This is a genomic window from Kordia aestuariivivens (genome assembly GCF_014397005.1).
Classification (GTDB): domain Bacteria; phylum Bacteroidota; class Bacteroidia; order Flavobacteriales; family Flavobacteriaceae; genus Kordia; species Kordia aestuariivivens.
The window spans coordinates 277,320-290,985 of sequence record NZ_JACGWS010000005.1 but is presented as its reverse complement, the minus strand read 5'-3'; the positions used below and the strand labels follow the sequence as shown (position 1 = coordinate 290,985).

General features: G+C 33.3%; 12 protein-coding genes. 7 read left to right on the top strand and 5 right to left on the bottom strand.

What is annotated here, in order from left to right:
* Positions 1 to 20 precede the first annotated feature (20 nt).
* From H2O64_RS10430 to H2O64_RS10415, 4 genes are all read left to right on the top strand, one after another.
* Positions 21 to 419, top strand: coding sequence for a hypothetical protein (locus tag H2O64_RS10430; protein ID WP_187562135.1), 399 nt, complete (start codon positions 21 to 23; stop codon positions 417 to 419).
* Complete coding sequence (locus tag H2O64_RS10425) at positions 419 to 3,079, top strand: DNA gyrase/topoisomerase IV subunit A (protein ID WP_187562134.1); 2,661 nt, start codon at positions 419 to 421, stop codon at positions 3,077 to 3,079. Before H2O64_RS10430 ends, H2O64_RS10425 begins: the two co-directional genes overlap by 1 nt.
* A gap of 309 nt (positions 3,080 to 3,388) precedes the next feature.
* The gene (locus tag H2O64_RS10420; RefSeq protein ID WP_187562133.1) at positions 3,389 to 3,550 is read left to right on the top strand and encodes a hypothetical protein; all 162 of its coding nucleotides are present in this window, start codon (positions 3,389 to 3,391) and stop codon (positions 3,548 to 3,550) included.
* A gap of 125 nt (positions 3,551 to 3,675) precedes the next feature.
* Positions 3,676 to 4,635: a sterol desaturase family protein gene (locus H2O64_RS10415; RefSeq protein ID WP_187562217.1), complete on the top strand. Its 960-nt coding sequence runs from the start codon at positions 3,676 to 3,678 to the stop codon at positions 4,633 to 4,635.
* A 113-nt stretch (positions 4,636 to 4,748) separates the two neighbouring features.
* On the opposite strand, the gene H2O64_RS10410 is transcribed toward H2O64_RS10415, so the two are convergent.
* Both H2O64_RS10410 and H2O64_RS10405 read right to left on the bottom strand, forming a co-directional pair.
* On the bottom strand, positions 4,749 to 5,522 hold the full coding sequence (locus H2O64_RS10410; protein WP_187562132.1) for a hypothetical protein: 774 nt from the start codon (positions 5,520 to 5,522) through the stop codon (positions 4,749 to 4,751).
* Positions 5,523 to 5,537: 15 nt separating this feature from the next.
* Entirely contained in the window at positions 5,538 to 6,401 is an 864-nt protein-coding gene (locus H2O64_RS10405) for a GIN domain-containing protein (RefSeq protein WP_187562131.1), read from the bottom strand.
* 359 nt (positions 6,402 to 6,760) lie between these two features.
* Here H2O64_RS10405 and H2O64_RS10400 point away from each other — a divergent pair, with 359 nt between their 5' ends.
* Positions 6,761 to 9,274, top strand: a complete 2,514-nt coding sequence (locus H2O64_RS10400) for a DEAD/DEAH box helicase (RefSeq protein WP_187562130.1) — start codon at positions 6,761 to 6,763, stop codon at positions 9,272 to 9,274.
* Positions 9,275 to 9,337: 63 nt separating this feature from the next.
* Here H2O64_RS10400 and H2O64_RS10395 read toward each other — a convergent pair whose 3' ends face one another.
* Positions 9,338 to 9,754, bottom strand: a complete 417-nt coding sequence (locus H2O64_RS10395) for a thiol-disulfide oxidoreductase DCC family protein (RefSeq protein ID WP_187562129.1) — start codon at positions 9,752 to 9,754, stop codon at positions 9,338 to 9,340.
* 125 nt (positions 9,755 to 9,879) lie between these two features.
* Between H2O64_RS10395 and H2O64_RS24200 the strand changes: the two genes are divergently transcribed.
* A complete protein-coding gene (locus H2O64_RS24200; protein ID WP_262890641.1) occupies positions 9,880 to 10,014 on the top strand; it encodes a hypothetical protein in 135 nt (44 codons plus the stop codon).
* 133 nt (positions 10,015 to 10,147) lie between these two features.
* Here the strand turns inward: H2O64_RS24200 and H2O64_RS10390 are convergent, their stop codons facing one another.
* Positions 10,148 to 12,319: an endonuclease MutS2 gene (locus H2O64_RS10390; protein WP_187562128.1), complete on the bottom strand. Its 2,172-nt coding sequence runs from the start codon at positions 12,317 to 12,319 to the stop codon at positions 10,148 to 10,150.
* A 202-nt stretch (positions 12,320 to 12,521) separates the two neighbouring features.
* On the opposite strand from H2O64_RS10390, the gene H2O64_RS10385 reads away from it, so the two are divergent.
* Positions 12,522 to 13,187 carry a uracil-DNA glycosylase gene (locus H2O64_RS10385; protein ID WP_187562127.1) on the top strand — a complete coding sequence of 222 codons (666 nt, stop codon included), beginning with the start codon at positions 12,522 to 12,524 and terminating at the stop codon, positions 13,185 to 13,187.
* A gap of 161 nt (positions 13,188 to 13,348) precedes the next feature.
* Here the strand turns inward: H2O64_RS10385 and H2O64_RS10380 are convergent, their stop codons facing one another.
* Positions 13,349 to 13,510, bottom strand: a complete 162-nt coding sequence (locus H2O64_RS10380; protein ID WP_187562126.1) for a hypothetical protein — start codon at positions 13,508 to 13,510, stop codon at positions 13,349 to 13,351.
* Positions 13,511 to 13,666 lie beyond the last annotated feature (156 nt).

Sequence of the window (13,666 nt, the reverse complement as noted above, 5' to 3'; positions counted from 1 at the left end):
TAATAGGAAGTATTATAGCAATGCTGTATCTTTTCATTTTTAGAGAAGATTCCAATAAAATCAATATATGGTATAGTATTCCTGTTTCTTTGGTTATTTTTCTTGGATTTGTGTACAGTACGGCAAAATATTTTGAATTTGATAGTGACGGAAATGTATTAACGTTTATCAACAAAGGATTATTCATCTCAAATTTCATCAATTACAGAGAGCGAAGAGCTGAATTTCCAAAAGAAAAACTAAAGCGATATCGAATACAGAATTACATCATATTTAGTACACTCTATATCTATGTCAGATCAAGAAGCAACAAAACCAAGCGTGTACATTTTAATATCTCATTATTGAGCGGAAGAAAAAAGAAAGCGCTAAAAAAATCATTAGACAAAGTCATAAAGCATAACAAGGAAATTTCTTAATGGAAGAACATAACGACGAATTACCTGCTGAAAATCAGCAACATGATAACAATGTGCAAGAGACAATTACCAAAGTTACAGGAATGTACAAAGACTGGTTTTTGGATTATGCATCTTATGTAATTTTAGAAAGAGCAGTGCCTGCCATCGAAGATGGTTTTAAACCTGTGCAGCGACGTATTATGCATTCAATGAAAGATTTGGATGATGGACGTTACAACAAAGTTGCCAATATTGTGGGGCACACGATGCAATATCATCCGCACGGAGACGCAAGTATTGCTGATGCGATGGTACAAATTGGTCAAAAAGATTTATTGATTGATGCGCAAGGAAACTGGGGAAACATTCTCACAGGTGACCGCGCGGCAGCTTCTCGTTATATTGAAGCACGTTTATCAAAATTTGCGTTGGATGTTGTGTTCAGTCCAAAAATTACTGATTGGCAACTATCGTATGATGGACGTAGAAACGAACCTGTCAATCTTCCAGTAAAGTTCCCATTACTCTTAGCACAAGGCGCGGAAGGAATTGCGGTTGGTTTATCCACCAAAGTATTACCACACAACTTTATAGAACTGATTGATGCTTCCATCAAACATTTACAAGGAAAGCGTTTTCAAATTTACCCAGATTTCCCAACATCGGGAATTATGGACATCAGTAATTACAATGACGGATTGCGTGGTGGAAAAGTTCGCGTTAGAGCAAAAATTTCACAACTAGACAAAAATACGCTAGTCATTACTGAAATTCCTTTTGGAACCAATACGTCTTCTTTAATAGAATCGATTCTAAAAGCGAATGACAAAGGGAAAATAAAAGTCAAAAAAATTGAAGATAACACGGCCGCAGATGTAGAAATCTTAGTGCATTTGCCAAACAATATCTCACCCGATAAAACCATTGATGCTTTATATGCTTTTACAAACTGTGAAAGTTCTATATCACCATTGGGTTGTATCATTTCTGATAATACACCTTTATTCATTGGCGTTTCAGAAATGTTGCGAAGATCAACAGATCATACGGTTGAATTATTAAAATCTGAATTAGAAATTCAACTAGAAGAATTACAAGAGCAATGGCATTTTGCTTCGTTAGAACGAATTTTCATTGAAAACAGAATCTATCGTGAAATTGAAGAAGAAGAAACATGGCAAGGAGTTATCAATGCTATTGATGAAGGTTTAAAACCACACATTACGCATTTAAAACGCGCCGTTACGGAAGAAGATATTGTTCGATTGACCGAAATTCGTATCAAGCGTATCTCAAAATTTGACATTGACAAAGCACAACAAAAAATTGATGCTTTAGAAGATACTATTGCGGAAGTAAGACATCATTTAGCAAACCTAATCACGTATGCAGTTGATTACTTTACACGTTTAAAAAAGCAATACGGAGAAGGAAAAGAGCGTAAAACTGAAATCAGAATCTTTGATGATGTTGATGCGCGAAAAGTAGTCATTCGAAATACAAAACTCTATGTAAATAGGGAAGAAGGTTTTGTTGGAACTTCCTTACGGAAAGATGAATATGTAACAGATTGTGCTGATATTGATGACATTATCGTATTTACTCGTGATGGAATCATGCAAGTGACCAAAGTAGATGCGAAAACATTTATTGGTAAAAACATCATTCATGTTGCCATCTTCAAGAAAAAAGATAAAAGAACCATTTACAACATGATTTATCGTGATGGAAAAAGTGGTCTAAGTTATATAAAACGTTTTGCTGTTACTAGTGTTACGCGTGACAAAGAATACCATTTGACACAAGGAAACAAAGGTTCAATGGTTACGTATTTCTCTGCAAACCCAAATGGAGAAGCAGAAGTAATTACGGTTATGTTACGCCAGGCAGGAAGTATCAAAAAACTAAAATGGGATATTGATTTTGCAGATTTATCAATTAAAGGTAGAGCTGTTAAAGGAAATATTGTAACGAAATATTCTATCAAACGCATTGAACTCAAAGAAAAAGGAGTTTCTACCTTAAAACCTCGTAAAATTTGGTTTGATGATACGGTACAGCGCTTAAATGTTGATGCTAGAGGAGAACTCATCGGAGAATTCAGAGGTGAAGATCGTTTATTAATCATCAATCAAAAAGGAGAACTCAAAACCATTTTACCTGAATTGACCACGCATTTTGACGATGATATGATTGTGTTGGAAAAATGGAAACCAAAAAAACCAATTTCAGTTATCTATTTTGATGGAGAAAAAGAACGCTATTATGTGAAACGTTTCTTGGTTGAAAACACGTCAAAAGTTGAATTGTTCATTACGGAACATCCAAAATCACAATTGGAAATCGTAATGACTGATTGGCGACCAGTGGCAGAAGTTGTTTTCTCTAAACAACGCGGAAAAGAGCAAAAACCTCCAATGGAAATCAATATGGAAGAGTTTATTGCTGTAAAAGGTATAAAAGCGCTAGGAAACCAATTAACCACTGATAAAGTTCGCCAGGTCAATACCTTGGAATCGTTGCCGTATGAAGAAGAAGTTGAACTTCCACCTGAAGAAATAGAAGTAATCGATGAAGAAACTGTTGACGGAACTGAAACTATTGAGAAACCAAAAAGCGATACTGATTCAGGCGAAGAACCACCAATTGCTGGTGACGGACAAATTGGATTGTTTTAGACTTGTTCCCACTTAGGCGGGAATCTATTAGCAATTAACTAGAATACAACAGATTCTTTATTACTTTTCATAATGACGTATGATTTCTTATATACGTCAGATCGAGTGATTTTTGAATGCAATGAAAAAAATTGTATCGAGATTACTTTCAAGGAACATTTCTATATTTCAAAAAAGTCAACCTTTATTCAAATTCGTTAATATTTATCGGGATTGACTTATTGCATGTTGCTTATTCTTACTTTAGAAATACATAAAGGCGTTATCTGAAAAGCCTGAATAGAGTAAGAATCAAAAAAAACGAACATCATGTTAAAAAAAATTTTAAACATACAAAATGCAGAAACATTGAGTAAAGAAACACAATCAAAAATTAATGGAGGTATTATGATTTATTGCGATCGCGATTCTGATTGTCCACCAAATTGGGCATGTAGTGGTGGAGGATTTTGTTGTCCGGATCACTACTAATATTTGCAAATTGTTTTAGGGAACAATTATAAAGCGTCAATTTATCTTTGGATTGACGCTTTTTAATTTTTTTAGAGTTGTGGTACAAGAATTTTGCTCTATATTACACGAAATACTTAACAGAAATCGACTTTACTAACCCACTTATTTACGGAGTACCTTGCTTTTTAGGATTAATTGCACTTGAATTAACTTATAGTAAGCATGTTACAAAAGAAAAGAAAACGCTCTATAAATGGAAAGATTTAGCAGCTAGTATTAGTATGGGAATTGGTTCGGTCATTTTGGCTCCCTTAACTAAAACGATTGCTGCAATTGTTCTTCTTAATTTTGTTTACGAACTATTTAATCCAATTATAGGTGGTGTTCGTACCAATATCATGGGATGGGAATCGTTTGGTTATGCTTGGTATGTTTGGCTACTTTGTCAACTCGCAGATGATTTTAGTTATTACTGGTTTCATAGGCAAAATCACAACATTCGTATATTATGGGCTGCTCATGTTGTCCATCATTCATCAGATAATTTTAATTTAGGAACCGCTGTACGGAATGGCTGGTTTACCATTTTCTATAAAACATTTTTTTATATGTGGATTCCTGCAATTGGTTTTGCACCAGAAATGCTAGTCGTTTGTTTAGGAATAGAAGCTTTATGGCAATTTCAGCTGCATTCGCCTTACGTACCAAAGTTGGGAATTATAGAAAAAGTATTTAATACGCATACAATGCATCAAGTACATCATTCTAAAAATATTGAGTACATGGATAAAAACCATGGTGGATTTTTAAACATCTTCGATAAGATTTTTGGAACATGGAAAGCACTTGATGAAAATATTGAAATTAAATTTGGTGTTACGCATCCGCCTAATTCTTATAATCCTTTGGTAATCCTAACGCATGAGTATAGAGATATTTGGAAAGATCTTAAGAAATCTAAGAATTGGTACCATAAGTTTATGTACATCTTTGCAGCACCAGGTTGGAGTCATGATGGAAGTACTTTAACCATTAAGCAATATAGAAAACGACTTAAAGTAGATTTGACAACTGCTGATTTGGCTATTTCGGTAAAAAGTTAATTCTCATGTTCTCCTAGAAATATTTTTCATGAGTTATGAATTGTTTTATTGTGCCTAAACTAGCATATTGAAGTTAAAACGAAAACGATAAATGAGTCAATACGTCTTTTCAATTAGGGAATGAGCCAATGTCCATGAAAAGCAGTTTCAAAAATTGCAAAGGCTAACAACCAATTTTCTTCTTCTGCAGTTGGCGTGTCGGTTAACGTAATAATTGGCGTACCGAAACCTAAATCTTCAAAAACACCTTGCACAGAAGGATTATAATCAATATCATCATAATTTGGCGCGACATTAATCGTTGCCAATTGCCGTCCATTTAACGTTAGCGGAAAAAGTCCTTCACCCAAACGATGATGTGTTGTTTTAAACAATTGCAAGTCAAAAGAAGCTTTTATCGGATGTTTTGCGTGACCGATTGCAGTTTCATTCGCATTATAAATAGTTCCTGTTTTGTCGAATCGGCCTAAAAGTTCTTCATTACAATAAAACGTAGCTTCCAAGCCTGTAAAATCAAAATAAAACGTTTGTTTTTTTGTCATCGCGTATAAATGACCTTTCGTATGCATGCCGCGTTCAATACGTTCAAAAGCGACAATTGGTTTGCGTTGTTCGTTTAAAATAACACCTGAAAGTTTATAATACGTAACTGCTTTTGTATAATTAAAAACCATCGCATCCGTAACTTGACGAAACATTTCCGCTTTGTGCGGATGCAACTCTTTGCGTTTTTTCAACACATTGTCATATAGTTGTTGCTTTTCATTCTCGATAAATTCCGCAGTTTTAGGAGTGGTTGACTTTTTAATCACAAACGCAATTAACACGGTAAATCCACCGACAAATAAAATCGTTAAAATGATGATGATGGTAAAAAATGTGCCCATATTTGGTTTGCCAGTTTAAAATATCCGTTTCAAAAATCCTTTTTTATTTTCGTCAATCTTGCGCAATACAGCTTCTCCTTCAAATTTAAGCATATTAATTGACGTTGGATTTCCTAACAAATTAATTACAGAAGTATCATGTGCATCAATCGTGATGGATTCTGTTGCGTTGATCACTACTTTAGCTTGTTCGGTTGCCGTGACACTAATTTCTTTTGCAGTGAATTGTGGCGCGATAAATTCACCTTTTTCTTTCACTTCCAAAAATAAACTATCGGTTTGACCTTCTAACAGTACTTCCGCAAATTCCACACGCGAAGTTACTTTTGTAGCAGTTACGTTGGCTTTAATGTTTGAATCTTCAAAAGCGGTCAAAATCAATTCATTGGTATTAATTTGATACTGTTGTTCCGCATTTCCAAAGCTATTGATGGCTAACGAATCCGATTTAATTTTCAAATCAACTTCTGCGTCGCCCATGACGTTAATTTCTGCTTTGTTGATGTTTAATGTAGTGAGCGATTTCAATTCCGCTTCACTTTCAACATGAATGTGTTGTAAGCTATCCGAAATTGTTACGAAAATTTCTAACTTCTTACGACTGCGAATGTCTTTCGTTGTGGAAATACTTAAGGTTCCATCCACAACTTCAATAGAAAATACTTCATGTAAGTTTTCGTCTGTAATAACTTCCACTTGCGGCGATGTTCCGTTGATCAAAGTGATTTCGAGCGCTTCTTTCACTTCCAAGGCCGTAAACGGATCTAATTCATAAATCACAGTGGTGACTTCACGATTTCCTTTAATTTTCTCTTTCTTCTGTGCAAACGTTGAAATCGTTACGAATAGGAGGAATGTAGTAATTATATGGTGTTTCATGTTTTTTTATTTTAGTGAAACTCAATTTTTAGAAGCCTTTTTTGGCGAGCTAAAAATTGTAAGTTGAACTAACTCCGTTGAAGAACGGAGTCTGGTTTTAATATTTTTTATTCTTCCTTACAAAAATAGTATTTCGACTCCGCTCTATGCAAGTTGTTTGTTGTTTTTTTATCGAAAAGTGTACCAATTGTGATTTTTGGCGATAAAATGATTTGAATTGTCGGTGAATGTGTCGAAGTTGAATGGTTTATAAAACTTAGTATTTGTAGTATAGTTTAACTTAAATATGTAAAATTTAGATTGTTAATTATGTAATTTTGCATACACTTCTAATATAAAAATTAAATTAATATAACAAAATGAATATATTTAAAAAGAAACTAGAAGATTCAACTCCAAAAGAATTGAATTTCGAACCGATAGAATTATTTCAAACTTTATTTCATAAAGAAGGATATGCCTACTTAAGAGGAATACAAGAAGAGGTATTAAATTCTTGGCATAAAGATAGGAATCAAAGAGATGTTCTTTGTAAAATGAATACTGGTTCAGGTAAAACCTTAGTTAGTTTATTGATGCTATACTCTAAAATGGTTGAAGGAGTAGGGACAAGTCTTTATTTGTGTCCTGATAAACAACTTTTAGAGCAAACTAGAAAACAAGCTTTACTTTATGGAATTCCGATTTGTGAAATAGAAGAAGGAAATCAATTCCCTAATGATTTTTTAAATTCAAAAAGTATATTACTTTGTACTTTTCAAAAGATGTTTAATTCTAGATCAATTTTTGAAAGAGACAATATTGAAGTTGGCTCAATTGTATTAGATGATGCACATGTATGCTTAGATATAGCTAGAACAGCAACTACAATTCAAATTCCTTTTAAACATAAACTAAGTGATCGAATATTAAATCTTTTTGATAACGATCTCAAATATCAAGCTCCTGGTACATACCAGAATTTATTAAAAAATGATCCATATGCAAAAATAATGAAAGTTCCATATTGGTCTTGGTTGTCTAGAAGTCAGGAGTTACTGGAATTAATTGGTGAATACGATGATGATAAGGAGATACTCTTTTTTAAATGGGGTTTAATTGCAGATGACTTGAAGTCTTATGATTGTTTTGTCGGACCAAATGGATTAGAAATTGCGCCAACATATGTGCCTTTTCATAATGTAAGAGCTTTTAATGAAGCTAAGCATAGATATATTTTATCAGCCACTTTTGAAGATCAAATTGATTTAGTAAAGGATCTTGGAATTAGTAAAGAGAGTATTGAAAATGCTCTTATCCCTAAAGATCGTAAGGATGTAGGTCAAAGATTAATTTTGGCTCCTAACAGATTTGATTCAAATATAAAAGAGGAAAATATATTATTAATGGCAAAAGAGTACGCAAATTCTGGAATAAATGTTGTTGTTATGATTCCTTCTAGAAATAGAGCTAAAAAGTGGAAAGATATTGGTGCTACTATAATTGAAAATGAGCAAATTAACGAAAGTATAGAAGAATTAAAATCTAAAAAAGGAGGTTTGTATGTCTTAATGAATAGATATGACGGTGTAGACTTAAATGGAGATATGTGTAGAGTACTAATTTTAGACGGATATCCTTCATTTGCATCATATAAACAATCGTACTCTGAATTGAGACTTGAATCAGTTAAGTCATCATTAAAAGCACAAATAATTGAACAAGGTCTAGGAAGAGCAGTAAGGTCTGGAAGTGATTATTGTACTGTGTTTTTGATGGGTAAAAAATTATTACAATTCGTTGGGAATAAATCAAATTTAAAATATTTTACTCCCGTTACTAGAAAACAGTTGAATTTAGGCCTTACTATTTTAGAAGGTGAATCTAAAGAAGATTCAATAAAGACGATAAAAGATACTGCCTATTTATGCTTAACTCAAGATCAAGATTGGAGAAAATATCATTCTGAAATACTATCTCAAACAGAAGCTGATATTTCTGATGATAGATTGATTAAAAATCTGGAAATAGCAAAAATCGAATCTGATGCTATATCAAAATATAGGAGTCGAGATTTTCAAGGTGCATCTAGTATGATTATGAATGATATCGTTGATGCTTATTCTTTGACAAGTAAACAGAGAGGTTATTATTTTGAATTAGCAGCTCAATTACTCTATCAAGGAAATACCGTAAAATCAAATGATCTTCAACTTAAAGCATCAAGCACCACATCTCATATGCTTCAATCTATAAACGGTTACAATTATACTAAAATTTCTGGTGGAGAGGAGCAGGCTACTCAAGTATTAAATTTTGTTAAGCAATTTGATACAGCTCAAGATTTTAAGATTTATTTTGAAGACATTCTTGATGATTTACAATTCAATCCTGATATACATCATAGTAAATTTGAATTCTCACTAGCAGAAGTAGGTAGATTATTAGGCTTTCATGCACAAGAACCTGAAAAAGAATTTGGAAATGGACCAGATGTATTATGGGCCATGACAGATAATCATTTTTTAGTTTTGGAAGCTAAATCTAGAGCGATACATAGTGAAATAACAAGAGATAATATTGGGCAATTATTACAGTCAGGTGAATGGTTTAAAAAAGCATATGGTAATGCAGCGAATTATAATTTAGTAACTTTACAATCTCCAAGTATTAAAGGTTGGAATGTAAATCCAAGTGAAAACACTAGAGTTATTGATGAAAAATCTCTACTTTTAGTAAAGGATAATTTAAGGCAATTTGCTGAAGGAATAATTAATTTTGGGTGTGCATCAGCCACTAATAAAGAAATAGTAAAATTATTAGGTATTCATGGTTTTACATCGTCTGGATTTAGAAAAAAATTTTTAAAATCAATCACAGCAAAAAAAGGATAAATTATTATGAGTAAACCATCTAAATTCAGTTAATTTTTATGGTTTACTTATTTTTATGTATTATCACAAAAACTTAGCCTTCAACTCCGGCGTAGGAATCGTACAATGATCTTGCTTGCCAAACCATTTGTAACGATTTTTCGCAATAAAATTATACACCACATTGCGTAAGGCTTCCGGAAAAATATAAAACGCTTGCATCAATTTCCATGCGCCACCAAAATGCTTCATGATTTTTAAAGCCGCCGTAGACTTATGATAATACGCAACGCCAGGTTCATACAAAATAATAGAATCTAACTTGGAAGCGTCTATTTGTAAGTGATTCTGAATCGCAACACCAATATCCGATTGCAAAGACGCAAAGCGGAAAATATCGTTTTTATCATGTGAAATAATCTTGTTCACAGAATCATTACACAAATTACAAACTCCGTCAAATAATACTATTTTTTTATCTTTTGGTAAGGTGTCAATCATAATTATAACGTTTCCAAACAGGAATACAAAGATACGATAATGAAATTGTAAATTAAAAAGGTTAAATTTTAAATGTAAAAGTTAGGAAACTAGGAAGTCAAAGTACTTCTCGATACAATTTTCTCATGAAAATTACTCGAAATGACGTTTTACAAAACAAACAAATCAATGAACAAACGAATTACCAAAAAGGAAAGCAACAACGAAATTATAAATCTAAAATGTGTCACATCGAGCGCAGTCGAGATGTAAAAGGTTAAATTTTAAATTAAAAAGTAATTTGGTTAATAGCAAGAAGATTTCAACATTCCAAAAGTAAAGCGCGTCCAAAAGCAAAGCGATACTAAGAGCGAAGCGATTCAAAAAGCAGAGCGCGTCTAAAATAATCAAAGATTATTTCATCGCCTGCACCAACTCCAATTGATCCACAGAAATCGTCGTGGTAAACATTCCGTAATTCACAACGGCTTTTCCTCTTTCTAGCGTATCAATACTTCCAACTGCTTTTCCGTCGTGCATCCGAACGCGATCGCCAACTTTTAAAACAGGTTTTGGCTTGGAAGCTTCCTTTTTAGCAGCTTTCTTTTTCTCTACTTTCTTTTCTTCACGAATGACTGCAACTTTCTGAATGACTTCTTTCTTAGCCGTTTGTTGCTTAACTTTATGTATTTTCTTTTCCTGTACCGTTTGTTTTTTGCGTTTCGAATTCTCGGTTTCTACAATGCGTAAAAACTCAGAAATCAACGGACGTTTCTTTTTTGTATCAAAATAGCGATCGGCAATTTCGTTGATTTTATTCCCTAAATGAATCATTCGCTTATCATGATCGTATAATTGTTGGTAGCTTTCCAACTTCGTTTTTGTCTTGGTATTCAAAGCTTCCAAACGTTCGTTTTCTTCGCGCGCTTTAATTTCTTCTTCCTTCAATAATTTAGAAGTTTTCTCCATCGCGCTGCGTTCTTTCTGCAATTTTGCAATAGTTGCATCAAAACGAACTTTTCCACGTTCAATTTTCTTTTTAGCTCTGTTGATCAAACTATACGGAATTCCGTTTTTCTGCGCGACTTCAAACGTAAAAGAACTTCCAGCTTGACCTAACGCCAATTTATACACAGGCAATAAGGTTTTATTGTCAAACAACATATTTGCGTTGGTTGCATGCGGCAATTCGTTTGCCAATAATTTTAAGTTTGAATAATGCGTCGTGATGATTCCGAATGCTTCTCGTTCGTAAAAGACTTCTAAGAAGGTTTCTGCCAACGCGCCACCCAATTCTGGATCACTTCCAGTTCCGAATTCGTCAATCAAAAATAAGGTTTTATTATTGCATCGTTTCAAGAAATAATTCATCTGCTTCAAACGATAACTATACGTACTTAAATGATTTTCAATAGATTGATTATCTCCGATATCTGTCAAAATTCGTTCAAATAAACATACTTTACTGCGTTCATGCACCGGAATTAACATGCCACTTTGCAACATCACTTGTAACAATCCGATGGTTTTCAGCGTGATACTTTTTCCACCTGCATTTGGTCCAGAAATGACAATAATTCGATTGTCACTTTTGAGTTCAATAGTTTGCGGATAGGTTTTTTCGTTTCGTTCTTTATTCGTCAAATAGAGGAGTGGATGATACGCATCTTTCAGAAATAATATACGTTCTTCTGAAATTTCAGGCAAAATCGCATCCATAGATTCGGCGTATTTTGCTTTGGCATAACTCACATCTAAATCACTCAAAAAGTCTTGATATTGGGCTAAAAGCGATGCAAACGGACGAATATAATCAGTGAGTTCTTTTAAAATTCGCGTAACTTCTTCTTTTTCTTCATATTCCAAATTGGTCAACTCACGTGAATATTGCAGCGTAATTTCTGGCTCAATATATACAATGCTTCCCGTTTTAGAATTTCCCATAATGGCACCTTTGACTTTACGTCGATACATGGCTTTTACGGCTAAAACTCTACGATTGTCTACAACCGTTTCACGAATTTCATCTAAATAATCTGCTTGATTGTATTTGCTCAAGGCAGAAGAAAAACTCTGATTTATCTTTCCTCGAATGCTTAAAATTCCGCGTCGTATTTGTCCCAAACTCGGTGAAGCTGAATCTTTTACTTCGCCAAAACGATTGATCACACTATCAATTTGTGTGACTAAGTCTTTGGTAAATTCAATTTGTTCCGCTCTTGATTGTAAGGTTGGATAGTATTCTTGAAACTTCTTGAAAAACTTCAATAATAAATTTACAGCACTAGAAATCGCAGAAATCTTACGAAATCCTTGAATCTCCAAGAAACTATTTTCAATCGCTAATAACTTAATTTCCAATGAAATTCCATCAAACCCATGATTAGGAATCACGTTTTCGTTTGCAAAAGAGGCTAAATATTCATTTACGCACGCCAAATTCGTCAGCAATACATCTTTGTCCTCAAAAGGTTGTGTATTGTTAATTTTTTGCTTTCCGAATGCGGTAATAGCATGTGTTGAAACCTGTTGTAAAACCGTTTCAAATTCTAAATCATCTAATGTTTTGGAATGTATTTTAATCATTGTAAATTTGGACTAATTGTGAATCTGTAGGATTGCACAGATTTAAGCCGGTTGCAAAGGTACTTATTTAAAATTTTATTTAGAAATATGCAGAAAAAGATAATGTAGTAAGTTTTCAAATACTTTTTGATTAAGGTAAAAATGATGTTGATTTTGTTTTTTTCTTTGTGAAAGAAAAGAACATAAAAATTATAATAAAGACATGAATATAAAATTAGACGAAAGTTGGAAACACCATTTGAATGATGAGTTTGAGAAACCATACTTTAAAGAATTGTCAACTTTTGTAAAATCTGAATATGCACAATATCAATGTTTTCCTAAAGGGAAAGATATTTTTGCAGCATTTGATCATTGTCCATTTCACCGTTTGAAAGTCGTTATTATTGGTCAAGATCCGTATCATGGCGAAGGACAAGCCAATGGTTTGTGTTTTTCGGTCAGTGATGGAATTTCGCATCCACCATCATTACAGAATATTTTTAAAGAGATTAAACGTGATATCGGAATTGCACCGCCAGTTAGTGGAAACTTAGAGCGTTGGGCAAAACAAGGTGTTTTATTGTTAAATGCAACGTTGACAGTTCGTGCGCATGAAGCTGGGAGTCATCAAAAGCAAGGTTGGGAAACGTTTACGAATGCTGTGATTCAAATGATTTCAGAGAAAAAAGAAAATATTGTGTTTTTACTTTGGGGCGGATTTGCCAAGAAGAAAGGAGCAAAGGTTGATACCAATAAACATTATGTATTAACGTCTGGTCATCCGTCGCCATTAAGCGCAAACAGAGGTTTTTGGTTTGATAACAAGCATTTTAGTCGTTGTAATGATTATTTAGTCAGTAAACGTATTGAGGGAATTCGTTGGTAAATTTATTTTCATAAGAAATTAAATTTATGCTGCACTTTTACATTGAGCGGAGTCGAAGTGTGATTCAGTAGCTTATTATGTAAAAACGGTATAAAACACAAAAAGCTTGCAACACTAAATGTTGCAAGCTTTTATATATAATATATTCGGATATATTCTTTTTAGTAAACTTCTACACATGAAGCATCTTCAGTAGCTGTCATGATGTAGTTTTCTTTTGCATCGTCTGTATCTGCAAAGTTAACTCCTTTTCCCATACAGTTAGATCCACATGATGCTAGTAATAAACCTGCTGCTACGATTGATAAGATTGATTTTTTCATAATGATAGTTAGTTGTAATGTTAATAATCTGATAAATTGGTTTGTTTTAGAAAGTAATGTTTTGCCCTTACTACTTTCTGATATCAAATGTACTATGAGAACCGTTAATCGAAACATTTAATCGTTTACCTGTTTAAATTATCGTCAAGTTACATA